The 25,369-nt window shown below is 64.1% G+C and carries 23 protein-coding genes; 13 read left to right on the top strand and 10 right to left on the bottom strand.

Going from position 1 to position 25,369, the window contains the following annotated elements:
• Positions 1–21: 21 nt before the first annotated feature.
• The 10 genes from AC6BYQ_RS06040 (at position 22) to urtE (ending at position 15,159) form a co-directional block, all read left to right on the top strand.
• Complete coding sequence (locus AC6BYQ_RS06040) at positions 22–486, top strand: YehS family protein (RefSeq protein ID WP_004939471.1); 465 nt, start codon at positions 22–24, stop codon at positions 484–486.
• 176 nt (positions 487–662) lie between these two features.
• On the top strand, positions 663–3,227 hold the full coding sequence (locus tag AC6BYQ_RS06035) for a putative mucin/carbohydrate-binding domain-containing protein (RefSeq protein WP_498056503.1): 2,565 nt from the start codon (positions 663–665) through the stop codon (positions 3,225–3,227).
• A gap of 223 nt (positions 3,228–3,450) precedes the next feature.
• Positions 3,451–5,280, top strand: coding sequence for an allophanate hydrolase (gene atzF / locus AC6BYQ_RS06030; protein WP_498056502.1), 1,830 nt, complete (start codon positions 3,451–3,453; stop codon positions 5,278–5,280).
• 2 nt (positions 5,281–5,282) lie between these two features.
• A complete protein-coding gene (gene uca / locus AC6BYQ_RS06025) occupies positions 5,283–8,903 on the top strand; it encodes an urea carboxylase (RefSeq protein ID WP_498056501.1) in 3,621 nt (1,206 codons plus the stop codon).
• Positions 8,904–8,917: 14 nt separating this feature from the next.
• A complete protein-coding gene (locus tag AC6BYQ_RS06020; RefSeq protein WP_197667600.1) occupies positions 8,918–9,628 on the top strand; it encodes a GntR family transcriptional regulator in 711 nt (236 codons plus the stop codon).
• 35 nt (positions 9,629–9,663) lie between these two features.
• The gene (urtA, locus tag AC6BYQ_RS06015; RefSeq protein WP_498056500.1) at positions 9,664–10,932 is read left to right on the top strand and encodes an urea ABC transporter substrate-binding protein; all 1,269 of its coding nucleotides are present in this window, start codon (positions 9,664–9,666) and stop codon (positions 10,930–10,932) included.
• Between the two features lie 56 nt (positions 10,933–10,988).
• On the top strand, positions 10,989–12,569 hold the full coding sequence (gene urtB, locus AC6BYQ_RS06010; RefSeq protein WP_498056499.1) for an urea ABC transporter permease subunit UrtB: 1,581 nt from the start codon (positions 10,989–10,991) through the stop codon (positions 12,567–12,569).
• Positions 12,569–13,645, top strand: a complete 1,077-nt coding sequence (gene urtC, locus AC6BYQ_RS06005) for an urea ABC transporter permease subunit UrtC (RefSeq protein ID WP_498056498.1) — start codon at positions 12,569–12,571, stop codon at positions 13,643–13,645. The genes urtB and urtC overlap by 1 nt, the downstream gene beginning before the upstream one ends.
• Positions 13,642–14,448 (top strand): urea ABC transporter ATP-binding protein UrtD, encoded by an 807-nt coding sequence (urtD, locus tag AC6BYQ_RS06000; protein WP_019454685.1) that lies wholly within the window; start codon positions 13,642–13,644, stop codon positions 14,446–14,448. Before urtC ends, urtD begins: the two co-directional genes overlap by 4 nt.
• A 12-nt stretch (positions 14,449–14,460) precedes the next feature.
• Positions 14,461–15,159 (top strand): urea ABC transporter ATP-binding subunit UrtE, encoded by a 699-nt coding sequence (gene urtE / locus AC6BYQ_RS05995; RefSeq protein ID WP_063918990.1) that lies wholly within the window; start codon positions 14,461–14,463, stop codon positions 15,157–15,159.
• A gap of 7 nt (positions 15,160–15,166) precedes the next feature.
• Here the strand turns inward: urtE and AC6BYQ_RS05990 are convergent, their stop codons facing one another.
• Together AC6BYQ_RS05990 and AC6BYQ_RS05985 are read right to left on the bottom strand one after the other, a co-directional pair.
• On the bottom strand, positions 15,167–15,466 hold the full coding sequence (locus tag AC6BYQ_RS05990) for a type II toxin-antitoxin system RelE/ParE family toxin (protein ID WP_498056497.1): 300 nt from the start codon (positions 15,464–15,466) through the stop codon (positions 15,167–15,169).
• The gene (locus AC6BYQ_RS05985; protein ID WP_004939442.1) at positions 15,451–15,714 is read right to left on the bottom strand and encodes a type II toxin-antitoxin system ParD family antitoxin; all 264 of its coding nucleotides are present in this window, start codon (positions 15,712–15,714) and stop codon (positions 15,451–15,453) included. The genes AC6BYQ_RS05990 and AC6BYQ_RS05985 overlap by 16 nt, the downstream gene beginning before the upstream one ends.
• 134 nt (positions 15,715–15,848) lie before the next feature.
• Between AC6BYQ_RS05985 and AC6BYQ_RS05980 the strand changes: the two genes are divergently transcribed.
• Positions 15,849–16,361: a DUF2165 family protein gene (locus tag AC6BYQ_RS05980; RefSeq protein ID WP_198635624.1), complete on the top strand. Its 513-nt coding sequence runs from the start codon at positions 15,849–15,851 to the stop codon at positions 16,359–16,361.
• 22 nt (positions 16,362–16,383) lie between these two features.
• Here the strand turns inward: AC6BYQ_RS05980 and AC6BYQ_RS05975 are convergent, their stop codons facing one another.
• The 3 genes from AC6BYQ_RS05975 to AC6BYQ_RS05965 all read right to left on the bottom strand — a co-directional run bounded on the left by AC6BYQ_RS05975 (position 16,384) and on the right by AC6BYQ_RS05965 (position 18,801).
• A complete protein-coding gene (locus AC6BYQ_RS05975; protein WP_019454682.1) occupies positions 16,384–16,896 on the bottom strand; it encodes a GNAT family N-acetyltransferase in 513 nt (170 codons plus the stop codon).
• A gap of 41 nt (positions 16,897–16,937) precedes the next feature.
• The gene (locus AC6BYQ_RS05970) at positions 16,938–18,155 is read right to left on the bottom strand and encodes an FAD-dependent oxidoreductase (RefSeq protein ID WP_498056496.1); all 1,218 of its coding nucleotides are present in this window, start codon (positions 18,153–18,155) and stop codon (positions 16,938–16,940) included.
• Between the two features lie 82 nt (positions 18,156–18,237).
• Entirely contained in the window at positions 18,238–18,801 is a 564-nt protein-coding gene (locus AC6BYQ_RS05965) for a DUF4865 family protein (protein ID WP_154746758.1), read from the bottom strand.
• Between the two features lie 105 nt (positions 18,802–18,906).
• Between AC6BYQ_RS05965 and AC6BYQ_RS05960 the strand changes: the two genes are divergently transcribed.
• Complete coding sequence (locus tag AC6BYQ_RS05960) at positions 18,907–19,776, top strand: LysR substrate-binding domain-containing protein (protein WP_063918991.1); 870 nt, start codon at positions 18,907–18,909, stop codon at positions 19,774–19,776.
• Here the strand turns inward: AC6BYQ_RS05960 and sseA are convergent.
• A complete protein-coding gene (gene sseA, locus AC6BYQ_RS05955; protein ID WP_074054759.1) occupies positions 19,773–20,618 on the bottom strand; it encodes a 3-mercaptopyruvate sulfurtransferase in 846 nt (281 codons plus the stop codon). The genes AC6BYQ_RS05960 and sseA overlap by 4 nt on opposite strands.
• Before the next feature lie 106 nt (positions 20,619–20,724).
• Here sseA and AC6BYQ_RS05950 point away from each other — a divergent pair, with 106 nt between their 5' ends.
• Entirely contained in the window at positions 20,725–21,147 is a 423-nt protein-coding gene (locus AC6BYQ_RS05950; RefSeq protein ID WP_198635619.1) for an NUDIX hydrolase, read from the top strand.
• 10 nt (positions 21,148–21,157) lie between these two features.
• Here AC6BYQ_RS05950 and AC6BYQ_RS05945 read toward each other — a convergent pair whose 3' ends face one another.
• From AC6BYQ_RS05945 to AC6BYQ_RS05930, 4 genes are all read right to left on the bottom strand, one after another.
• Positions 21,158–21,823, bottom strand: coding sequence for a Rossmann-fold NAD(P)-binding domain-containing protein (locus tag AC6BYQ_RS05945; protein WP_498056495.1), 666 nt, complete (start codon positions 21,821–21,823; stop codon positions 21,158–21,160).
• On the bottom strand, positions 21,820–22,845 hold the full coding sequence (locus AC6BYQ_RS05940; protein WP_435981274.1) for an AraC family transcriptional regulator: 1,026 nt from the start codon (positions 22,843–22,845) through the stop codon (positions 21,820–21,822). The genes AC6BYQ_RS05945 and AC6BYQ_RS05940 overlap by 4 nt, the downstream gene beginning before the upstream one ends.
• A gap of 10 nt (positions 22,846–22,855) precedes the next feature.
• Complete coding sequence (locus AC6BYQ_RS05935; RefSeq protein ID WP_498056494.1) at positions 22,856–23,743, bottom strand: Rossmann-fold NAD(P)-binding domain-containing protein; 888 nt, start codon at positions 23,741–23,743, stop codon at positions 22,856–22,858.
• Positions 23,744–23,821: 78 nt separating this feature from the next.
• Entirely contained in the window at positions 23,822–25,258 is a 1,437-nt protein-coding gene (locus AC6BYQ_RS05930) for an aminotransferase-like domain-containing protein (RefSeq protein ID WP_498056493.1), read from the bottom strand.
• Positions 25,259–25,369: the final 111 nt, after the last annotated feature.

Below are 25,369 nucleotides of genomic sequence, written 5' to 3'. Positions count from 1 at the left end.
AAGTAAAGGCAATGCAATCCCATGATGAACAACGACGTGCTGCGCAGCGTGCGCTATATGCTGAGCATTAACAACGCCAAAATGGTCGAGATTATCAAACTGGACGATTTCGAGGTGGCGGTGTCGGCGATGGACGCTTACGTGATCAAAGAAGGCGAGCCGGGCTACGAGAAGTGCCCGGACGAAGTGATGGCGCACTTCCTCAACGGCCTGGTGTTCTTCAAACGCGGCAAGGACGACAAGTTCCCGGCGCCGGCGGTAGAACTGCCGATCACCAATAACCTGGTGCTGAAAAAGCTGCGCGTGGCGTTCGAGCTGAAAGACACCGATATGCACCAGATCTTCACCGCGGTGGATTTCCGCATCTCCAAGCCGGAACTGAGCGCGCTGTTCCGCAAAGAGGGCACCAAGAACTACCGCCCATGCGGCGATCAGATGCTGCGCTACTTCCTCAAAGGGCTGGCGCAGCGCGTTCGCGGCGAGTAACGCGCAGCGTTCACCGAGCATCAGGCGCAATCACAAGGTTGCGCCTTTTTTATTATCTCTCTCCCGCCTGCCGTTGTTGTACAGGCCCTCAGCCATCCGTCATCGATGGAGGGCGCGCCGCCTATCCGGTTACTTTTTCATGGTCAATTCAATCCCCCAACCATGAGGAAAGCAGGATGCCAACCATCACGAAAACCCAATCACTCTACACATTGACCCGGCCGGTCTGGCTGGATGCGGCAGGCATGAGCAAGGGCATCGACCACGATCGCCAGCACCTGGGCATCATTCTCGCCGCCGGGCAGGTGCTGCGCGTGCGGCAGACCAACGCGGCGTTTACCGGCAAGCTAACGCTGCGCTTGCTGAATGACGACAGCAAAACGGAGGCTGAATTCAGCGTCGGCGCGAGCTGGGTCGAGGCCCAGGTCAATGCCGTCTCGGTACCCTTTATCGATACGCCGTACGGGCAGGGCGAACCGGTACTGGAGTTCGACTATCCGGACACGGCGAAAGCGCTGCCGGTTTATCGCCGTGGCGAAAACGAAGCCGCATTCTTTGCCCGTTGGGACGATCGGGATGCCGAGTTTGCCCTGATCGATGCGGAATACGCCGTGTTGCTGGTGCCGAAAATCAGTAAACCGGCGCTGAAGTCGCTGGGTGAAGCGAAAAACATCGACGGGCTGATCGCTTACTACGACCGCATTTTCACTTTCTACAATGCGCTTACCGGCGTCTCGTTCGAGGCTGAACACGAATCCGATCGCAATATTCACAACCGCTATTTTATGAAGGCCGATAAACACGGCGCCGGCGCCGCGTATTACGGTGGCCGTTGGACGGCGGAAACCAGCGACTCGGTCAGCAGCTTCTGGCTGACACCGCAAGACAGCAACTGGGGCAGCCTGCATGAGATCGCGCACGGCTATCAGGGGCACTTTATGGGCGATAAATATTTCTCCACCGGTGAGATGTGGAACAATATTTATGCCGCTTGCTATCAGGACGTGATGCTGGGGGAACGCAAGTACCGGGAGGGGTGGCTGTATAACTACGGCAACGCGGCCGGCGTCGAGAAGAAAATCGTCGATCTGATCGCTCAAGGCACGCCGCTCAACCAGTGGGATCTGCGCTCCAAGCTGTTCTTCGCGATGCTGATGGTCGACAAGGCTGGCAAGAACGCCTTCACGCACTTTAATCAGCAGTATCGCCAAAGCTGCAATACGCCGGGCTTCGTGCCGTCAGAACATGCCTTGCTGGATCTGCTGTCGGCAAGCTTCGCCGCGGCTGGCGAGCAGATCGACGTGACGCCGTTCGTCGAGTTGACCGGTGGCGTGATCACGCAAACGCAGCGCGATCTCAACGCGTTCAGCCACGCCAAGGCGGTATATCCGCTGTATCAACTGGTGGATGCGCAGAGTTTGCCGGCGGTGCAGGCGCAGCTGAAGCTGGATTCCTCCCTGCGCCTGGTCGATTCTTATCAGCTCAAGGCGAGCGGCCTGAAAGGCGATGTCACCCTGAGTCTGGATATCGATGATTTTGCGCAGATCTACGGTGAGGATTTGATCCTGATGGAAGGGGCGCGCTATGCCCACAAGGTCCGTATCGACGCGCCGACCCTGACCCTGGCTGCGTTGCCGATCGGCGTGTACACCCTGCGATTGCCGACCGGCAAAGATCGCAAATACCGGCCAACGGCGGGTTACCTGACGGTGAAGCAGGGGAAAAACGTGGCGACGCTTCGCTTCGTGCGTAAAGCGGCTTCGCCGATCGTTTCACAGGAGATCAATCTGTTGGGCCTGAGCGATGCGGTCTTCGCCACCGTGGTCGTCGATCGCGCCAAAGGGGCGGTGGTGGTTGACGTGACCAGCACCACGCCGCACGCCTACTTCCCGGGTGAAACCTATGCCCGGGTGACGCTGCGCGATCGACAGGGCGCGGTGCGCTTCAGCAAGGAGATTCAGGGCACTCAGGCTACCTTAAGTCATGACGAGCTGCCGTTTGCCGAGGGTGATGATATCGAAATTTACCATGTGGAGCCGAGCCGGGTGCGCCTGAATCCGGCGGCGACCGGAGTTATCGATAACAAAAACAAAACCAACGTGCTGCGTATCGAAAAAAGCGGGCTGAAAAACCCGGCGCTGTCCGGCGATCCTGAACAAGCGCTGCTGACGCGTCTGGAACAGGCTGCGCAGCGTTTGCGCCGCCTGTTGCCGGCCTATTATGCGCCGTCGTCGTTCAAGGACGATATTTATCTGGCGATCGGCGCCTTCACCGAGCCGCAGCGCGAGTCACTGTTGGCGACCTATCGGGATTGCCTGCCTGCCGACAATACGCCGCCGGGCGCCAACGTCGGCAATGCGTTTACCGTGGCTGCCAAAGGGATCGGCGATCGCCAGTTTCTGACCTGTGCCGTCGATCTGGTGAAGAAAACCGTGACCGTCACGTTGGCGGCGGGGATTGCTCACCACTACTTTGCCGACAGCTACGCCTTCCTCAGCGTGACGGATGCGGACGGTAGTACCTTGCTCAGCTACGACATCATCGGCAGCCAGAATCAACCGGCCAAAACCTGGGTGCTGCCGCTGTCGGGCTATGGCGGCGAGGTGATCCATCTGCGGCATGAAGAGCCGGACAACCGTCTGGCGATCGTCAACGAGATGCAGCACGTGCGGTTGGCGGAGAAGGGCAAGCAACAGACCTACTGCATTACGCCGGTCGGTTTGAAACGCATCAACGACTGATTCCACATAGTCCTTCCGGGGCGGTGAGTTTCGCCGCCCCGGTTTTCCTCTGCACATTGCCTTATTGCACTCTTTTTGTTCTCCCGTTGCGCGCCGCTGGTGCAGCCCGTTCGCCGGGGCTGTCATAAGTTTTAATTATAATTTATTGAAATCATGAGATTAAAAACTGGCACGCCGGTTGCTCTGTTGAATCCCATCTTGTGTACCAGATGGAATTCAGCCGATGAGCGAACCTGTTGAAGCGTGCGGTTTTACCCTCAGTGAATGGCAGCACCATTATCAAACCCGTCCGGCGGGCGAGCGCCTTGCCTGCGTCAGTGCGACGATCGAAACGCTGGTCGCCGGCCTGAACCCGGACGATAACGCCTGGCTGTATCTCGCCACGTCGGCGCAGCGCGAGCAGCAGTATCGGCAGCTGGCGCAGAGGCTCGAAGCGGTCGCCGGCGATCTCAGCCGCCTGCCGCTGTTCGGCGTGCCCTTCGCCATCAAAGACAATATCGACGTCGGCGGCTGGCCGACCAGCGCCGCCTGCCCGGCGTTCACCTATCAGGCCGCGGCGGACGCCACCGTGGTCGCCCACCTGCGCGCCGCCGGGGCGATCGCCCTCGGTAAAACCAACCTCGACCAGTTCGCTACCGGGTTGGTGGGCACCCGCTCACCTTATGGCGCGGTGGTCAACAGCTTCGACAGCCGCTACGTCAGCGGCGGTTCCAGTTCCGGCTCCGCCTCGGTGGTGGCGCGCGGCCTGGTGCCGTTCGCGCTCGGCACCGATACCGCCGGTTCGGGGCGCGTGCCCGCCGGGTTCAACAACATCGTCGGGCTGAAGCCGACCAAGGGGCGGTTATCCAATCGCGGCGTGGTGCCGGCCTGCCGGTTGAACGATACGGTGTCGGTCTTCGCGCTGACGGTGGCCGATGCCGCGCAGGTGGCGGAACTGGCGAGCGGCTTTGACGAAGCAGATCCGTATTCCCGCCCCGATCCGCATACCGCGCCGGCGGATATCCCCGCCGCGCCGTGTTTCGCCGTTCCCGCCCAGCTGGAGTTTTTCGGCGACGTGCAGGCCGAGCGGGCGTTTCATCGTGCGCTGGCGCAGCTGCAGGCGGGCGGCGCCACGCTGGAACCCCTCGATTTCGCGCCGTTTCGCACTCTGGCGGAACAGCTGTATTACGGCCCCTGGGTAGCGGAGCGCACGGTGGCCATTGAGCAGGTGCTGGAAGCGAGCCCGCAGGCCATCGATCCGGTGGTGCGCGGCATCGTTGGTAACGGCCTGGGCTACAGCGCCTGCGACGCCTACAAGGCGGAATACCTGCGCGCCGAATTGGCGCGGCAAATCGCCCAGCGGCTGGCGCCGTTCGACGCGCTGGTGGTGCCGACCGCGCCCACTATCCGCACCCTGGCGGAGATGGCGCAGGAACCGGTGCTGTTCAATTCGCAGTTCGGCACTTACACCAATTTCACCAATCTGGCCGATCTGAGCGCGCTGGCGCTGCCGGGGCCGCTGCGCGAAGACGGTCTGCCGGCGGGCATCACCCTGATTGCGCCCGCCTGGCATGACCGGGCGCTGGCGGCGTTTGGCCTGCGCTGGCAACGGCAATGCGCCTTGCCGCTCGGCGCTATCGGCCGGGCATTGCCGCCGCAGCCTGCGCCGGCGCCGTCCACAGGGCACGTGCGTCTGGCGGTAGTGGGCGCTCACCTTAGCGGCATGCCGCTCAACGTCCAGCTGACGCAGCGCGACGCGGTGCGGGTGGAGCAAACCGTCACCGCCCCCTGTTATCGCCTCTACGCGCTGGCCGATACCGAGCCGCCCAAGCCGGGGCTGGCGCGCGTGGCGCAGGGCGCGGCGATCCGTCTTGAGCTGTGGGACATCCCGCTGGCGCGTTTCGGCGAGTTTGTGGCGGAAATTCCGGCGCCATTGGGCATCGGCACGCTGCTGCTGGCGGACGGCCGGCGGGTGAAGGGGTTTATCTGCGAAGCCTGGGCGCTGGAAGACGCGACGGATATCACTGAGTTTGGCGGCTGGCGCGACTATCTCGCCAGCGTTAAGGGGGCATGAACATGTTTACTACCGTACTGATCGCTAACCGCGGCGAAATCGCCTGCCGCGCCATTCGCACCCTGAAACGCCTGGGCATAACCAGCGTGGCGGTCTATTCAGACGCCGACCGCAATGCGCCGCATGTCACCGAAGCCGACAGGGCGATGGCGCTCGGCGGCGACAAGGCCGCCGACAGCTACCTGCGCATCGACAAGATCCTTGCGGCGGCCACCGCTACCGGCGCGCAGGCGATCTATCCCGGCTACGGCTTTTTGTCCGAGAGCGCCGAGTTTGCCGACGCCTGCGAGGCGGCGGGCATCGCCTTTATCGGCCCGACGGCGGCGCAGATCCGCGAGTTCGGCCTCAAGCACCGGGCGCGCGAGCTGGCGGCGTTGGCCGGGGTGCCGATGACGCCGGGCACCGGCTTGCTGGAGAACGTTGAGCAGGCGGTCGTCGCCGCTGCGCGCATCGGCTACCCGGTGATGCTGAAAAGCACCGCCGGCGGTGGCGGCATCGGCCTGACGCGCTGTGACGACGAGGCGGCGCTGCGCGACGCGTACGATAGCGTCAAACGGCTGGGGGAGCAGTTCTTCCGCGACGCCGGCGCCTTTATCGAACGCTTCGTCGATCGGGCGCGCCACGTCGAGGTGCAGATTTTCGGCGACGGCCAGGGGCGGGTGGTGGCGCTCGGCGAGCGCGACTGCTCGCTGCAGCGCCGCAACCAAAAGGTGGTGGAAGAAACCCCGGCGCCGCACCTGCCGGCGGCGACCCGCCAGGCGCTGCATCGGGCGGCGGTGGCGCTGGGCGAGTCGGTGAATTACCGCAGCGCCGGCACGGTGGAATTCATTTACGACGCCGCACGCGACGAGTTTTATTTCCTGGAAGTGAACACCCGCTTACAGGTAGAGCACCCGGTTACCGAGATGGTCACCGGTCTGGATCTGATCGAATGCATGTTGCAGGTGGCGGCGGGCGACGCGCTGAATTGGGCGGCATTGCACCGCGCGCCGCAGGGCGCGGCGATCGAGGTGCGCCTCTATGCCGAAGATCCGCTGAAAAACTTCCAGCCCAGCCCCGGCGTGTTGACCGAGGTGCATTTCCCGACCGACGTGCGCCTCGACGGCTGGGTGGCGACCGGCAGCGAAGTCTCTGCGTTTTACGACCCGATGATCGCCAAGCTGATCGTCCACGGCGCCGATCGGTCGCACGCGCTGGAAAAACTGCGCGTGGCGCTGGCGGCGACCCGTCTGCACGGCATCGCCACCAACCTCGACTATCTGCGGCAGGTAATCGCCATGCCGCAATTTCAGCGCGGCGACGTCTGGACGCGCTTGCTGGACGATGTGCGTTTCCAGCCGCACTGCCTCGAAGTGCTGCAACCCGGCACCTACAGCAGCGTGCAGGACTATCCCGGCCGCCTCGGCTATTGGGATATCGGCGTGCCGCCGTCCGGCCCGATGGACGACTTCGCGTTTCGGCTGGCCAACCGCATCGTCGGCAACCATCCGGCGGCCGCCGGGCTGGAATTTACCCTGCAGGGGCCGACGCTGCATTTTCACTGCGACGCCACCATCGCGCTGACGGGCGCCAGCTGCCCGGCCGATCTCGACGGCGAAGCGGTCGCTTACTGGCGGCCGATTACGGTGCGGGCCGGGCAGGTGCTGACGCTGGGGCGCGCTACGCACGGCTGCCGCACCTATCTGGCAGTGCGTAACGGCTTCGACGTGCCGGTATATCTCGGCAGCCGCTCTACCTTCGCGCTCGGGCAGTTCGGCGGCCACGCCGGGCGCACCTTGCGCGTGGCGGACATGCTGGCGATCGCTCAACCGGCGCTGGCGGCCAGCACCACCCCGGCGCCGATCGCCGCGCCGCAGGCGATGGACGACAGCCTGATCCCGCACTACGGCGATCAATGGCACATCGGCGTGCTGTATGGGCCGCACGGCGCGCCGGACTTTTTCACCACCGAATCGATAGAGGCCTTCTTCGCCACCGACTGGCAGGTGCATTACAACTCCAACCGCCTCGGCGTGCGCCTGGCGGGGCCGAAGCCCGAGTGGGCGCGGGAGGACGGCGGCGAAGCCGGTTTGCATCCTTCCAACGTGCACGACTGCGAGTACGCCATCGGCGCGATCAACTTCACCGGCGACTTCCCGGTGATCCTGACCCGCGACGGGCCCAGCCTCGGTGGCTTCGTTTGCCCGGTGACCATCGCCAAGGCCGAACTGTGGAAAGTGGGGCAGGTGAAGCCGGGCGACCGCATCCGTTTCCATCCGATCGGCTTCCGGCAGGCGCAGTCGCTGGAGCAGGCGCAGCTTGGCAGCATCGAAGCGCTGGCGGCGGTGAAGGCCATCACCCTGCCGCCGCCGGATCTGGCCCCGGCGGATACCGTTTCCGCCGCGGTGCTGGCGGCGCTGCCGGCGGCGGAGGGGCGCCCAGCGGTGGCGTATCGTCAGGCGGGGGACGGCTACATCCTGATGGAGTACGGCGACAACGTGCTCGATCTGGCGCTGCGCCTGCGCATTCATCTGCTGATGCAGTCGCTGCGCCAGGAGGCGATCCCGGGCGTGGCGGAGCTGGCGCCGGGCGTGCGTTCGCTGCAGATCCGCTACGACAGCCGGCAGATAAGCCAGGCCGACCTGTTGCAGCGCCTGCTGGCGCGCGAACGGGCGCTGGGGGACGTCAGCCGGCTGAAGGTGCCGACGCGCACCGTCTGGCTGCCGATGGCGTTCGAGGATTCGGCCACGCTGGGGGCGGTGGATCGCTATCAGCAGACGGTGCGCGCCTCGGCGCCCTGGCTGCCGAACAACGTCGATTTCATTCAGCGCATCAACGGCCTGAGCCGACGCGAGCAGGTACGCGACATTCTGTTCGACGCCAGCTACCTGATCCTCGGGCTGGGGGATGTGTACCTCGGTGCGCCCTGCGCGGTGCCGCTCGATCCGCGCCATCGCCTGCTGAGTTCCAAATACAACCCGGCGCGCACCCACACCGCCGAAGGGACGGTCGGAATCGGCGGCATGTACATGTGCATCTACGGCATGGATTCGCCGGGCGGTTACCAGTTGGTCGGGCGCACGCTGCCGATCTGGAACAAATTCCTCAAAAACTCGCAGTTCACCGCCGGTGAACCCTGGCTGCTGCGCTTCTTCGATCAGGTGCGCTTCTACCCGGTCAGCGAGCAAGAGTTGGACGAGCAGCGCGAAGCGTTCCGCGAAGGGCGCATGCAGGTGCGCATCGAAGAGAGCGAGTTCGACTTCGCCGCATACACCCATTTCCTGGCCGACAACGCCGGGGCGATTGCCGATTTCCAGCATCGTCAGCAACAGGCGTTCAGCGCCGAAGTGGCGCGCTGGCGCAGCGATGACGACGAGGCCGAGGCGCAGCTGTTGCCGCCGGTGGAAGAAGACGCCATCGACGGCGATCTGGTCAGCGCCGATCTGAACGGCAGCGTGTGGAAGATCCTGGTGGAGCCGGGGCAGGCGGTGGCGGCCGGGCAGCCGCTGATCGTGGTCGAGGCGATGAAGATGGAGCTGGCGGTCACCGCGCCGCGCGCCGGGATCGTTAAGCGCATCAGCTGCCGGCAGGGGCGGCCGGTCGGGCCGGGCGACGCCCTGCTGTGGCTGGAAAAGGCGGTTTGAACGGAGGGGAGATGATGCAAATCACCAACGGAGAGCACAAGGCGCGCCCGGAGGGGCTGGCGGAGCGCATTTATCTGCAGCTCAAGGCCGACATCTTCGAGTTTCGTCTGCTGCCGGGCGATCGCTTCAGCGAAAGCGAGGTGGCGCAGCGCATGGCGGCCAGCCGCACGCCGGTGCGCCAGGCGCTGTTTCGGCTGGAGCGTGAAGGCTATGTCGAGGTGCTGTTTCGCAGCGGCTGGCAGGTGCGGCCGTTCGACTTCGCCTACTTCGAAGAGCTGTACGATCTGCGCATCGTGCTGGAACAAGAGGCGGTGAAACGGCTGTGCGAACGCCCGGCCGGGGAAACGCAGGGCGCGCTGGCGGCGCTGAGCCATTTTTGGGCCGAAGCGCCGCGACTGGCGGACGGCAAGGCGGTGTCGCAGCACGATGAGCAGTTTCATCAGGCGTTGGTGGCCGCGGCGGGCAACGGCGAAATGGCGCGCATTCACCGCGAACTGACCGAAAAGATCCGCATCATTCGCCGGCTGGATTTCACCCAGCAGGCGCGGGTGGACGCCACCTACCGCGAACACGCCGCCATTTTGCAGGCGATCCTGCAGCGGCGAAGCAGGGAGGCGCAAACGCTGCTCGGCGAGCATATCGCCGTCAGCAAGGCAGAGGTACGAAAAATAACGCTGCACATGTTGCACCAGGCGCGGGCTCAGCAGCCTGCGCGCTCGGCGTAACGATTTTGATTTCACACACATCAGGAGTTTGAACTATGCAACGTCGTCGTTTTATCAAAGCTTTTGCGCTGTCCGCCGCCGCGATCGGCCTGGGCCTGGCCTGGAGCGCACAGGCCGCCGACACCATCAAGGTCGGCATTCTGAGTTCGCTCTCCGGCACCATGGCGATTTCCGAGACGCCGCTGAAGGATGTGGCGCTGATGACCATCGACGAGATCAACGCCAAAGGCGGGGTGCTCGGCAAAAAGCTGGAGCCGGTGGTGGTGGATCCGGCTTCTAACTGGCCGCTGTTCGCCGAAAAGGCGCGCCAGCTGCTGAGCCAGGACAAGGTGGCGGCGGTGTTCGGCTGCTGGACTTCGGTGTCGCGCAAGTCGGTGCTGCCGGTGTTTGAGGAGCTGAATGGGCTGCTGTTCTACCCGGTGCAGTACGAAGGTGAAGAGATGTCGCCGAACGTGTTCTACACCGGCGCGGCGCCCAATCAGCAGGCGATCCCGGCGGTGGAATACCTGCTGAGCGAGGACGGCGGCGGCGCCAAACGCTTCTTCCTGTTGGGCACTGATTACGTCTATCCGCGCACCACCAACAAGATCCTGCGCGCTTTCCTGCACAGCAAGGGGGTGCAGGACAAGGATATCGAAGAGGTCTACACGCCGTTCGGCTACAGCGATTATCAGACCATCGTCGCCAACATCAAGAAATTCGCCGCCGGCGGCAACACCGCGGTGATCTCCACCATCAACGGCGATTCCAACGTGCCGTTCTACAAAGAGCTGGCCAACCAGGGCGTCAAGGCCACCGACGTGCCGGTGATCGCCTTCTCGGTCGGCGAGGAAGAGCTTCGTGGTATCGACACCAAACCGTTGGTGGGCAACCTGGCGGCCTGGAACTACTTCGAATCGCTGGATAACGCGACCAATAAACAGTTTGTCAGCCAGTGGAAAGCCTACGCCAAGGCGCACAATCTGCCGAATTACGCCACTGCGGTGACCAACGACCCGATGGAGGCCACCTACGTCGGCCTGCACATGTGGGCGCAGGCGGTGCAAAAGGCCGGCACCACCGACGTCGATAAGGTGCGCGCGGCGATGGCCGGGCAAACCTTCGCCGCGCCGTCGGGATTCACGCTGACCATGGACAAAACCAACCATCACCTGCACAAGCCGGTGATGATCGGCGAGATCGAGGGCAACGGCCAGTTCAACGTGGTGTGGCAGACCGAGGCACCGGTGCGCGCGCAGCCGTGGAGCCCGTATATCGCCGGCAACGACAAAAAACCGGATTACCCGGTGAAAGGCGGCAAGTAACGTCACTCAGCGCCGGCGCAGCCCAACGCCCGCCGGCCCAACAGAAGAGGCAGCTGATGCAATCTCCGTTTTTATCCTCTCTGCGCGCCGGGCTGTGGCTGCTGTGCGCCTGGCCCCTGCTGGCGCAGGCCGGGCCGGCCGATGAGTTCGCGGCGGCCAACCGTGCACAGCAGGCCAAACTGCTGCAGGCGTGGGCGGCCGAGCCGGACGCCGCGCACCTGCCGTTGCTGCAGGGGCTGCAGCAGGAAACCGTGGCGATCGACGGGGCGAAGCGCGCCTTTATCCGCCAGGGCGACCGCTATCTGCCGCTCGAAGGTGCGGCGGCTCCGGTTGGCGAACCGAAGAAGGTATGGCTGAACAACCGGCTGCGCATTCTGATCGCCAACGCGTTGTCGGCGCAGCGATTGGTCAGCGCGGATGCGGCGGTGCGGCTGCAGGCGGCGACCGCGCTGCAGCGTGAGGCGCAGGGCGAGCAGTTGCCGCTGTTGACCCGGCGGCTGGCGCAGGAGAAAGATCCGCAGGTGCACGACGCGCTGAGCATTGCGCTGGCTAACCTGCAATTGACCGACGCCAGCCCGCAGGTGCGTTTCAATGCGGTGCGGCTGCTGGGCGAATCGGGCGAGCCGGAAACCCGCGTGCGGCTGCAAGCGTTGACCGATGCCGCGCACGAGCCGGACGCCGCGGTGCGCGCCGAGGCGCAACGCAGCCTGCAGCGCGTGCAGCACCGTCTGATGATCGGCGATCTGCTCGGCCAGGCGTTCAGCGGCCTGTCGCTCGGTTCGATCCTGCTGCTGGCGGCGCTCGGCCTGGCGATCACCTACGGCCTGCTCGGCGTCATCAATATGGCGCACGGCGAAATGCTGATGCTCGGCGCCTATTCCGCTTACCTGGTGCAGGGGCTGTTTCAGCAGTGGGCGCCGCAGTGGCTGGCGCTCTATCCGCTGGCGGCGCTGCCGGTGGCGTTCGCCATCACCGCCGGGATCGGCATGCTGCTGGAGCGCACGGTGATCCGCCACCTGTACGGCCGGCCGCTGGAAACCCTGCTGGCTACCTGGGGCATCAGCCTGGTGCTGATCCAGCTGGTGCGAGTGCTGTTCGGCGCGCAGAACGTCGAGGTCGCCAACCCGGCGTGGCTGTCGGGCGGCGTGCAGCTGTTGCCGAACCTGGTGCTGCCGTGGAACCGCATCGCGGTGATCGCGTTCGTGCTCTTGGTGCTGGCGTTGACCTGGCTGCTCTTGAACAAGACCCGCCTCGGCATGAACGTGCGCGCGGTGACGCAAAACCGCGCGATGGCCGCCTGCTGCGGTGTGCCCACCGGGCGGGTGGACATGCTGGCTTTCGGGTTGGGATCCGGCATCGCCGGGCTCGGCGGGGTGGCGCTGTCGCAGCTGGGCAACGTCGGGCCGGAGCTGGGGCAAGGCTACATCATCGATTCGTTCCTGGTGGTGGTGCTCGGCGGCGTCGGCCAGCTGGCGGGGACGGTAGCGGCGGCCTTTGGCCTCGGCATCGTCAACAAGATCCTCGAGCCGCAGATCGGCGCCGTGCTGGGCAAGATCCTGATCCTGGTGCTGATCGTTCTGTTTATTCAAAAGCGTCCGCAGGGGCTGTTCGCCCTTAAGGGCAGGGTGATTGACTGATGAGCCAACCATTGACCGTAACCGGCGTGCAGAAAGCGCCCCGGCTGGCGTTGAGCATCGGCGCGCTGGCGTTGCTGGCGCTGCTGGTCATGCCGTTCATGACGCTGTTGCCGGCGGATCATCCGCTGGCAGTGTCCACCTATACCCTGACGCTGACGGGCAAGATCCTGTGCTACGCGGTGGTGGCGGTGGCACTCGATCTGGTGTGGGGCTATGCCGGGCTGTTATCGCTCGGCCACGGGCTGTTCTTCGCGCTCGGCGGCTACGCCATGGGCATGTACCTGATGCGGCAGGCGGCGGGCGACGGGCTGCCGGCGTTTATGGCGTTCCTTTCCTGGGCTGAGCTGCCGTGGTTCTGGAGCGGCACCCAGCATTTCGCCTGGGCGCTGTGCCTGATCGTGCTGGTGCCGGGCCTGCTGGCCTTTCTGTTCGGCTACTTCGCCTTCCGCTCGAAAATCAAAGGGGTGTATTTCTCGATCATGACCCAGGCGCTGACCTATGCCGGCATGCTGCTGTTCTTTCGCAATGAGACCGGTTTCGGCGGCAATAACGGCTTTACCGGTTTCACCACGCTGCTCGGCTTTCCCATCACCGCCGCCGGCACGCGGGTGGCGCTGTTTCTGGCGACGGTGCTGCTGCTGGTCGCCAGCCTGGCCATCGGCTTTGCGCTGGCGCGCAGCAAGTTCGGCCGGGTGCTGACTGCGGTGCGCGATGCGGAAAACCGCCTGACTTTCTGCGGCTACGATCCGAAGGGCTTCAAGCTGTTCGTCTGGACGCTGTCGGCGGTGCTGTGCGGGCTGGCCGGCGCGCTCTATGTGCCGCAGGTCGGCATCATCAACCCTGGCGAAATGTCGCCGACCAACTCGATCGAGGCCGCCATCTGGGTGGCGCTTGGCGGGCGCGGCACGCTGGTGGGGCCGCTGCTCGGCGCCGGCATCGTCAACGGCGCCAAGAGCTGGTTCACCATGGCCATTCCCGAATACTGGCAGCTGTTCCTCGGCCTGATGTTTATTGTCGTTACGCTGTTTCTGCCCAAAGGGGTGATCGGCCTGCTGCGGCGGAGGAAAAGCTCATGAAGGCGATGCAAGTGACCGACGAGCTATTTACCCATCCGCTGCCGGCGGATAAATATCGGCAGCAAACCGATCCGGTGCTGCAGCTCGACAACATCAACGTCAGCTTCGACGGTTTTCGCGCGCTGACCGATCTGTCGCTGCGCATTGGCGTCGGCGAACTGCGCTGCGTGATCGGCCCCAACGGCGCCGGCAAGACTACGCTGATGGATGTGATCACCGGCAAGACTCGGCCGGACAGCGGCAGGGTGTTTTACGACCAGACCGTCGATCTGACCCGGCTGGCACCGATGCAGATCGCCCACGCCGGCATCGGCCGCAAGTTTCAAAAACCGACGGTGTTCGAGGCGCTGACGGTATTTGAAAACCTGGAGATCGCGCAGAAAACCCGCAAGTCGGTGTGGGCCTGCCTGCGCGCTCGCCTGAGCAGCGAACAGCGCGATCGCATCGATGAGATGCTGAAAACCCTGCGGCTGGGGCATGAGCGCCACCGGCCCGCCGGGTTGCTGTCCCACGGGCAGAAACAGTTTCTCGAGATCGGCATGCTGCTGGTACAGGAGCCGCACCTGCTGCTGCTCGACGAACCGGCGGCCGGCATGACCGACGCCGAAACCGACTACACCGCCGAACTGTTCCGCGAGCTGGCGGGCAAGCATTCGCTGATGGTGGTGGAGCACGACATGGGGTTTGTGGAGACCATCGCCGATCGCGTGACGGTGCTGCATCAGGGACAGGTGCTGGCGGAAGGATCGCTGGCGCAGGTGCAGGCCGATGAACGGGTGATTGAGGTATATCTGGGGCGCTGAGGAGGCGTAATCATGCTGCAGGTAGAGGAATTGAATCAGTATTACGGCGGCAGCCACATTCTGCGCGGCCTGTCGTTTGAGGCGCGCATCGGCGAAGTGACCTGCCTGTTGGGGCGCAACGGCGTGGGCAAGACCACGCTGCTGAAATGCCTGATGGGGCTGATCCCGGCGCGCAGCGGCAGCGTCCGTTGGCAGGGCGAAACCATCACCGGTAAAAAGCCGCACCAGCGGGTGCAGGCGGGCATCGCCTATGTGCCGCAGGGGCGGGAAATCTTCCCGCGTCTGACGGTGGAAGAAAATCTGCTGATGGGGCTGGCGCGCTTCTCCGGCGGCGCCGCGCGCACGGTGCCGGATCCGATCTATGACCTGTTTCCGGTACTGAGGCAGATGAAGGATCGGCGCGGCGGCGATCTCTCCGGCGGGCAGCAACAGCAGCTGGCGATCGGCCGGGCGCTGGCCTGCCGGCCGCAGCTGTTGATCCTCGACGAGCCGACGGAAGGGATCCAGCCGTCGGTGATCAAGGAGATCGGCGCGGTGATCAAGCAGCTGGCGGCGCGCGGCGATATGGCGATCCTGTTGGTGGAGCAGTTCTATGATTTTGCCGCCGATCTGGCGGACAGCTATCTGGTGATGTCGCGCGGCAGCATCGTGCAGCGCGGTGCCGGCAGCAATATGGAACAGGACGGCGTACGCGGGCTGGTGGCGATTTAACGTTGGGTCAGCTGAAAAAGGATTGGCTGAGCGGATCGCGGGAATGATGCAGCACTCTGATGATATTCACCTCCCGCCTGTGCTGTCGAAAATAAATCAGGTGGTTGGCGACGGGCAATACCCATAGGCCGGGGCCGATTTCATCGAGGTTTCTGCCGAGTTGGTGGTGGCTAAGGTTATCGAAAGCCTGATGCAGGCGGCGCAGATAATCTTCGGCCACCTGTAAGCCAAAGCGCGCCAACCCGTAAAAATAGATCTCTTCCATATCGTCCAAGGCTTTTGGACGAACGGTTATTCTCCTGCGCATCCTTTTGCTTTGCTCCGTATTCTTTCCATGAACACATCACGATCCCATTCGACGGCTTCGCCGCTGTTCTCTCCTTCAGCGATCAAGCGCCTAAGCTCTTCCAGCTTTGAGGCGGCGGTACGTTCGCGCAAAGTGCGCACGGATTCTCGGATGACTTCGCTGGGCGTGCGGTAATCGCCGCTGGCCACCAGGTCTTCGACGAAGCTACGCAGTTCGTCACCCAGATCTACCGTTAGTGTTCTGCCCATTGTTCCTCCTCACTTTCGGCTATGCTGCGTCATTGTAAGATTAGTTCTTACATTGTGCACGTCAAACTATCAGGATCTCAATAGCGGTCCCGTCATGAGGGCGGGAGCCACCCGTTTATTCATTAAGGATTACCATGAACGAAATCACTGTGTCACGCCTCGCTTGCATCGTCCTGTCCCTGTTTCCGGCCCTGTGGGGGCTGTTCAGCCTGTTGAACAATACGGCGGACTTCGCCGGCACCGCGCGCAATGCGGTGGGGCCGCTGCTCGCCATGCAGGATACCTATCAGACGCCGGGGCTGATGTGGCGCGCCGTCACCGCCGACTGGGCCTGCATGTTGGGGCTGGCGGTCATCACCGCGCTGGAAACGCTGGCCGGGTTGCTGGCGACGGCCGGCGTGGTGCTGATGGTCGGGCGATTGAAAGGCCCTTACGCCGCCTTCGCCAAGGGTAAAGCCTGGGCGATGCTGGGGGCGCTTTGCGCGATCGCGGTGTGGGGCGTCGGCTTTATGGTGGTCGCCGGCGACTGGTTTATGGCCTGGCAGGCCAAAGAGAACCCGCTGGCGGTGCAACTGGGGGCGCTGATCTACCTGGCGCCCAATGCGTTTGCCTTGCTGTTCCTGATGCTGCAGCGGGAGCCGCGCTAAACGGCGGCGGAGCGGGGCGCGGTTACAGCGCCTTGCTCATATACCAGATGCCTATCGAGCCTTGGGCGCTGGTGTAGCAGGTCTCGCCACAAATGCTCAATCCCTGACGCTGATAAAAACGTTGGGCGCCGGTGTTGCGTTGCAGCACCTCCAGCCACAGCGTTTTTTGCCGGCGCTCGATGGCCCGCCGCTGCACCTGTTCGAACAGGCGCTGGCCATAGCCGTTGCCGGCGTGGCCCGGCAGGAAATAGATTTTCTGCAGCTCTGCGCCGATTTGTTCGGTTGGTGCCAGCAGGCTGTCGAAGTTCACCCGCGCATAGCCGACGAGGGCATCATTCTCATAGGCCAACAGCCAGCACACGTCGGGATCGCGCAGCGTCCGTTCCAGCGCGGAGACGGAAAAATCCTCGGCCAGAAAGGCCTCCAGCTCGTGCGGGTAGTGCCACAGCTCACCGAAGTGCGAACGATAGGTGCTGATGCCGATATCGCGCACCTGGGTTAAATCTTCTACCAATGCCTGACGGACGGTGAACATGAGTGAACCTCATCGAAGCGAGAACCGATGAGTATAGCGGCTTAATTTTCAAGATGCCGCGGCGTTTCGCGGCGAAAGCCCAGGCCGATGATGCGGCCGAACAGGCGTGGCAGCCAACGGCTGTTGCCGACGCGAGCGATCAGGCGCGAACCGCCGGCGGCGCGGCGCTGACCCGGCTTGCGCTGGCTCATTTTGATCTGCAAAAACTGGATCGCCCGGGTGGGGAACTCGCGCCGGCGCTGCACGCTCAGCAAATGTTTCAGCTGCAGCCGATGTTGGCGCAGCGGCGGTATCAGGGCGTTGGCGGCGGCTACCGCGTCCTGAATCGCCAGATTGACGCCCACGCCACCGATCGGTGACATGGCGTGCGCGGCGTCGCCGATGCACAGCACGCCCGGTTTGGCCCAGCGATCCAGACGATCGATGCGGATGCTCAGCAGTTTCAGCTGATCCCACTCGACGATCTCCTGCAGGCGATCGTCCTGGAATGGCGCCACCTCGGCGAGGTGCAGCAAAAATTTCTCCAGCCCGTTGCGGCGGATCGCGTCGAAGCTGCCTTTGTCGATCGAGTAGCCGCACTGCCAGTAGTCGCCGCGATCGATCATGATGAAGTTCTGCTTTGGCCCGGTGTGGCCCATCGACCAGGCCGGATCGCCCGGCTGCTTGCTGAGCTTCATCCACAAGACGTCGCGCGGGGCGCCGAAGGATCGGCTGCTGAGCGCCGCCTGCTCACGCACCACCGAGTTGCGGCCGTCGGTACCGATCACCAACTGGCTGCGCACGCGGATCGGGCCTTCCGGCGTGTCGGCCAGTACGCCGCATACCTGGCCGCGGTCATACAGCAGCTCATGAACCTGCGTTGAGGTCAACAATCTGAAATTGGGAAAAGCGGCGGCCTGCTGGGCCAAAAAGTTGAGGAACTCCCACTGCGGCATAAAGGCGATAAATTTGCAGCGCGTCGGCAGGCGGGTGAAATCCGCCAGCTTGATGTTGCGCCCGGCGACTTCGGCGTGCAGGGATTCCGCGCGCTGGTGCGGCAGCGTCAGCAGTTCATCGAGCAGGCCCAGCTGATGCATGACTTCCAGCGTCGAGGGATGAATGGTGTCACCGCGAAAATCGCGCAGGAAGTCGGCGTGCTTCTCCAGCACCGTCACGTCGATCCCCGCCCGCGCCAGCAGATAGCCGAGCATCAGCCCGGCGGGGCCGCCTCCCACGATGCAGCAGGCGGTGGCGTAAGGTGTGATCGGTGATGACGACATGGCGGTTGACCCCGGAGAGCGGCCCGCATCCCGCGAACCGCAAATGAGTGTTTAGTATTGATAATGATTATCAATATCACATTTAACTGTCAACCCGCGGCGCAGTGTGGTCAAAGGGAGCGGACAGATGGCCGACGCGGAACAGCTGGCTGTTTTGCGGCCGCGCCTGCGGCGCTTCACGCCAGATATCCAGCCGTACTAACCGCCACTCGGCGGGATCGAACGCCACGATGGAGGCCAGCGCGCCGGAGGCCGCCTGCTGTTGGCGACGCAATGCAGGCAGATCGCTGTAGGGGGCGATGGCCTGTTCCTGACGGGTCGCCCAAGCGGCCTCGGCCAGATGAAGGCGATCGAAATGCGTCAGCCACGGCAGCCAGTGGCTGACGCGCGGCCAGCCGAACGCCTGGCTGAGGCCCCTGAAGCCTTCGCCGGCCAGGAAGTCGCTCATGCCGGCGCTGCTGTTCCACAGGTAAAAAGGAGCGTAGAGATTCTCGGCGCTGCCTTCGCTGCGCTGCGCGTACAGATAGGCTTTGACGATCAGCTGCGGGCAGGCGTCGAGCAGGTGGCCGAAATCGGCAATGCGGCGGCGAACGATCGCCATATCGTAGTCGGCGGGCAGGGTGAAACGGTATTGCATCGCGAGCATAAGGATTCTCCTGAAAGACATTGACCCGGAGAGCGTGACACGCCATCTTTATCAGTAAAATCGGTATTATTTTGATTGATGGTTCAGAAAATCAGGATGGTCAGCATGGGACGAATTACCTTCGATCTCGAGGATTTACGCAGCTTCGTCACCGGCGTCGAGCTGGGCAGCTTCGCCAAGGCGGCGGAACGGCTGGGGCGTTCGACGTCGGCGGTCAGCGCCCACCTGAAAAAGCTGGAGCAGCAGGTCGGCGCGCCGATCCTGCGCAAGGCCGGACGCGGCATGGTGATGACTGAGGCGGGGGAGACCCTGCTCGGTTACGCGCGCCGTCTGCTGGAGCTCAATGATGAGGCCGCCGCCGCGGTGCGAGGATTGGATCTGCAGGGCACGGTGCGGCTGGGGCTGCAGGAAGATTTCGGCGAGACGTTTCTGCCGCAGGTGTTGGGCAGCTTCGCGCGCGCCAATCCGAAGGTGCGTATCGAGGCGCGCATCGCCCGCAATGCCGAGTTGATCGACTGGGTGCTGAAAGGCCAACTGGATCTGTCGCTGGCGTGGGATGGCGGTTTGAGCACGCCGTTTCATCAGGCGCTGGGGCAGCGGCAACTGCACTGGATCGCCTCGCCCGGCTTCGCGCTGGCGCCCTGGCGAGAAGGGGATGAGCCGCTGCCGCTGGTGATGTTCGACGCGCCCTGCCTGATGCGCAGCGCGGCGACGCAGGCGCTGGATCGCGCCGGCATCCCCTGGCGCATCGCCTTTACCAGCCGCAGCCTGAACGGCGTGTGGGCGGCGGTGAACGCCGGGTTGGGCGTCACGGTGCGGGCGGCTGCCGGTTTGCCGCCCGGCCTGACGCCGCTGGCGCCCGATTTGCTGCCCGCTCTGGGCCAGCTCGGCGTGGTGCTGCACCGCGCCGAGGATCAGCCTTCTGCCGCCGTGCAGCGGCTGGCGCAGATCGTGGTCGAGCGGATCGAATCTTAATCTTTGGCGATCGGCTGCTTGCCGCTCAGTTGGCCCCATTCGCTCCAGGCGCCGTCATACAGTTTGACCTGCGGAGCGCCGAGCGACAGCAGGCCGAACGCCAGCACCGCCGCCGTTACGCCGGAGCCGCAGCTGGTGATGATCGGGCCGTTGATGTCCACGCCCTTGTCGCTGAAGGTTTGGCGCAGCGCTGCCAGCGATTTGAAACGGCCGTTCTCCAGCAGCTCGCCGTACGGAATATTGATGCTGCCGGGAATGTGGCCGCGATGCAGGCCGGGGCGCGGCTCTGGCGCTTCGGCATAAAAGCGCGGCGCGGCGCGCGCGTCGAGAATTTGCACCGGCGTGCCTAACGCCTGCTCCACTTGCCGCATATCCACTACCGCTTCGGCGTTGAAGCGGGCGTTGAAGGTCTGCGGCTCAGGCTGCGCCGGGCCGGTTTCCAGCGCTTGCCCCAGCGCGGTCCAGCCGTTCAGCCCTTCGTCCAGCACGTAAACGCGCTGGGCGCCGAAATTGCGGAAAGTCCACCAGCCGCGCGGCGCGGAGAACTGGTTGCCTTCGTCGTAAATCACCAGGGTGTCGCGCTCGCTGATGCCCAGCTTGCCCGCCGCTGCGCCGAATTCCGCCGCCGTTGGCAACATGTGCGGCAGCGTGGTGTTCTTGTCCGCCACCTCGTCGATATCGAAGTAGACCGCGCCGGGGATATGGCCGCGTTCGAACTCGGCAAGCATGTCTTTTTTCGGCGTCAGCCCGACCGGCGACATTCGCACGTCGAGAACGACCAGATTTTCATCGTTGATATGTTGCGCAAGCCATTGGGGAGTCACCAGAAACGGAGAGTTCATCGTCATTGTTCGCCTGTTGTGAAAACGGGTTTTCACTATACACCAGGCCGCGCGGGGATGAAGTATGATGTTCAGTGACAGGGGATGGACGGGGTGAGGAGAAAATATGACGGAACGGGCGTTTGGCGGAGCCAAGATCGCGCTGCTGTGCGACGGTTTCCTGCTGGTTTACCAACGGGACGATAAGCCGGGCATTCCGTGGCCCGGCCTGTGGGATCTGCCCGGCGGCGGGCGGGAAAACGGCGAAACGCCGCTGCAGTGCGTGCAGCGGGAGACGCGGGAAGAGTTCGGCGTATCGATCGCCGAACGGCAGATCGTCTGGCGGCGGCGCTACGACGGCATTTCGCCCGGCGGTTCGCCGACCTGGTTTATGGCCGGGATGATCACTCCGGCGCAGATCGCCGCGATTCGCTTTGGCGACGAGGGGCAGCGTTGGCGGATGATGCCGGTGGAGCAGTTTATTCACCATCCGCAGGGTATCGAACATCTGCGCCGCCGGGTGGCGGAGTATTGGCGGCAGGGCGGTTAACCCCGTTGTTTCAGGACGCCGCCACTCGGTTGATCTGCGCCGGCTCCAGGATGCGTAAGTCGGTTTCCCGGCGCGCCACCGCCAGCATCGCCAGCCCAACCCGCTCGGTGGTGGTCACCTGAGCGGGAAGCAGCCGCAAAGCGCTAAGCCACAGCGGTTTGAACAGCCGATAGGCCAGATCGTAGAGGCGGGTTTTGGAGCGAATGCCGTGCAGCGGCACAATGGCGCCAGGGCGGAACATCACCGCGTGGAACGGCAGCGTCAGCAAGGCGTTTTCGGTAGCGCCCTTGACCCTGGCCCACATGCTGCGGCCGCGTTCGCTACTGTCGGTGCCGAGGCCGGAGACGTAAATAAAGACCATCGTCGGGTTCAGCATCGCCAACGGGCGGGCGGCGGCCAGCGTCAGATCGTAAGTCACCGCGCGATACTCGGCCTCGCTCAGGCCGGCGGACGACGTTCCCAGGCAGAAGAAACAGGCGTCGTAGCCGGCGAGCTGCGGCTCCAGCGCAGACAGGTCGCGCAGGTCGGGCAGGGTGAGCTGACGCAGTTTGGCGTGGCTCTGGGCCAACGGGCTTCGGCCGATGCTGAGCACTTCGCTGACCTGCGGATCGCGCAGGCATTCCCGCAGTGCGCCCTGGCCCACCATGCCGCTGGCGCCGAAAATAATCACTTTCATGTTCTGTTCTCCCATTGGCCGACGGCGCGCTGCGTGCGCCAGCGGCTGGGCGTCAGCGCTTCCCACTGCATGAACGCGCGGCTGAACGAATTCAGTTCTTCAAATCCCAGCACAAAGGCGATTTCTCCCGGCTCGAGATCGGTGTCCGCCAACAGCCGACAGGCGGTGCGGTGGCGGGTTTTGTCCAACAGCTGCTGGTAGCTGTAGCCGTGCTGTTGCAAGCGGCGCTGCAGCGTGCGCGGGCTGAGATAGAGCTCAGCGGCCACGCTGTTGACGCTGGGGCGTTGGCCGCGCATGCTGCGCCCGAGGATCGCCATCACCTGCGTCGGCAGATCGTGTTCCGCCAAAGAGCGGGCCAGCTCCGCCTCCAGCCCCGGCAGCAGCACCGCCAGCATGTCCTGGTTATAGGTGACGAAGGGTTGACGCATCAACGCGCGATCGAACACCAGCACGTCCAGCGGGGCGTTGAATGTCACCGGGCAACCGAAATAGCGCGCCAGCGGGGAGGCGGCATCCGCTCGCCGGGTCAACTCGATCGCCAGCGGCTGCAGGGGCAGGCCGGTGCCGCGTCGACACAGGGTGGTGATGGCGGCGAACATGGCGTCGATCAGCATCGCCGGCGCATGGCCTTCGCTCATGGTCCAGCGAGTGTGCAGGCGCATGCTGTCGCCGTCTTCCACCAGCATCAGCTCCTCCGGGCAGACCAGCCGTTTGTAGCGCGCGATCTTTTGCAGCGCTTCGCCCAGCGTCGCGGAATGCAGCGCGGCGACCGAAGCGATGTCATAGTGTTCCGGCGCCACATCGCCGCCGAGGCGCAGACCGAAACCCGGGTCGTCGCTCAGCTGCGGCAGGGTGCGCCAGACGGAGAAAAATTGCTGCGTGGTGAGTTTCACCTTGTCGCGCCGTTCGCCGAACAGCCCGGCGGGCAACCCGGCCAATCGGCCGAGCTGCTCGATATCGACGCCCAGCGCCGCCAGGCGTACCGCCAGTGCGCTGGAGACCGGAATTTGATCGCTGCTCAATGCGGGCTCCTTAGGGTTTTCCCGTCACCACCGCCGCCATCGCGGCGTGATCCGGTGAGCTGTCGTCGTGGTCGGTGCTCAGGCTGAGAGCGCGGAATGCCGTGTCTTCCGCCTGACGTTCGGCCAGGATCTGCGCCGCCATATGCACCGCGTCGCTGCCGAGCAGCAGGCGCAGCGGAGGGGCTTCCAGCGCCGCCAACTGCAGGATCGCCTGCGCCGCCTTGGCCGGATCGCCGGTTTGGCTGCCGTTATGCTGCTGCAGGAAGGCCAGCATCGGACCCAGCGTCGGCTGATAGGCTTCGCCGATCGGCGCAATGGTCATTGAAGAACCGGCCCAATCGGTGCGGAAGCCGCCGGGCTCGACCATCGTCACCTTAACGCCGAACGGCGCGATCTCTTTGGCCAGCGATTCGGAGAAACCTTCGACCGCCCACTTGGCGGTATGGTAGGCGCTGAGACCGGCAATGCCGAGGCGAGCGCCGATGGTGGCGATCTGGATGATATGGCCGCTGCCCTGCCGGCGCAATATCGGCAACGCCGCGCGGGTGACGTTGAACACGCCGAAAAAGTTGGTCTCGAGCTGCGCGCGGAAGTCCGCCTCATCGGCTTCTTCTATCGGCGCGATATTGCCGTAGCCGGCGTTGTTGACCAGCACGTCCAGCCGGCCGAAGCGTTCGATCGCCGTGCGCACCGCGCGTTCGGCGGCCCTGGCGTCGGTGACGTCGAGCGCGACCGTGGCGACCCGATCGCCGTAGCGTTCCACCAGCGGCTGCAGCTGTTGCGCCTGACGGGCGGTGGCGACCAGACGGTGTCCGGCGGCCAGCACCGCCTGCGCCAGCTGTTGGCCCAGGCCGCGGGAGCTGCCGGTGATTAACCATACCTGTGACTGAGACATCATGACCTTCCTGATTGCGAGTGGGTGTGATGCCACTTTAGAGCGCCGGGCCGCGCAGCGATAATCCGATCGCGTCAAGATTTAATCCGATTGCGCCAAACTGTCGGCCGGCATCAGCGCCTGGATGGTGGCGCCGACCTTCTGCACCGCTTGCTCTATCTCCGGCGTCAGCGCCGGCGCATAGTTGATGCGCAGGCAGTTGCGGTATTTGCCGGCGGCGGAAAAGATGCTGCCGACGGCGATCTGCACGCCCTGCTGCTCGAGATGACGGTTGAGGCGCAGGGTGTCGAACGCCTCATCCAGCTCGATCCACAGCATAAAGCCGCCGCGCGGGCGGCTGACGCGGGTGCCTGCCGGGAAGTATTTCAGGATCAGATCGGTCATCCGATCGCGGTTCTGCCGGTAACGGGCGCGCATGCGCCGCAGGTGCTGCAGATAGTGCCCGCCGCGAATAAACTCGGCGATCGCCAGCTGCGGCTGGGTGGCGGTGGCGCCGGAGCCGATGAATTTCATATGCAGCACCCGCTCCAGGTAGCGGCCGGGCGCGATCCAGCCCACGCGCAGCCCCGGCGCCAGCGTTTTGGAAAACGAGCTGCACAGCAGCACGCGGCCATCTTCGTCGAACGACTTGATGGTGCGCGGCCGTGGGTAGTGATAGGCGATGTCGCCGTAAACGTCATCCTCGATGATCGCTGCGTCGTGGCGCTGCGCCAGCGTCAGCAACCGCTGTTTGTGGGCGTCGGGCATGATGTAGCCCAGCGGGTTGTTGCAGTTGGGCGTCAGCAGGATAGCCTTGACCGGCCACTGCTCCAGCGCCATTTCCAGCGCTGCCAGGCTGACGCCGCTGAGCGGATCGGTGGGGATTTCCAGCGCCTTGATGCCCAGGCCTTTGAGTGTCTGCATGGTGCCGTGGAAACAGGGCGAGTCGACCGCCACGATGTCGCCGGGTTGGCAAACGGCGCGCAGCCCGGCGGAGATCGCTTCCTGGCAGCCGGTGGTGATCAGCAGCTGATCGGGGCCGATTTGGCAGCCCGAATCCAGCAGCAGGCGAGCGACCTGTTCGCGCAGCGCGGCCACGCCCTGAATGCTGTCGTAATACAGGCTGCGCAAATCGCCGTGGCGGGCGGCGTTGCGCAGGGCGACGATCAGCGGTTTCATCGTCGGTTCGGCGATATCCGGCATGCCGCGGCCTAGCTGAATCAGGCCTTCGCGCGGCCGGCTGCGCACCAGTTCCAGCACCTGTTCCCATTGTGAAATATCCACCGGCCGCTGCACCGGCGCCGTCATGGCAGGCAGCTCGGCCTGCGCGCGGCGCGCGTGCACGAAGTAACCCGACTTCGGCCGCGCTTCCACCAGGCGCTGTTCCTCCAGCAGCCGATAGGCTTGTTGCACCGTACTGATGCTGACGCCGTGCTCCTGGCTCAGCGTGCGCACCGAAGGCAGGCGGTCGCCGGCCGGATACAGTCCTTGCTGGATGCGCTGGCTAAGAATGGCGGCCAGGGTGGCATAGCGTGTCATACAGATGCCTCTCGTTGAGTTGAATGCCGTAAAAACCGGTACAGATACTTTCAAAGTAAAGCATTCAGCCTGTTTTTGGGTATGGCTGTATGAAAAAAATAACGCTGACGT

The organism is Serratia sp. LTN-2, from assembly GCF_059740205.1.
Note: the sequence above shows the minus strand (reverse complement) of the source record. Positions and strands in the feature narration are given on the sequence as shown.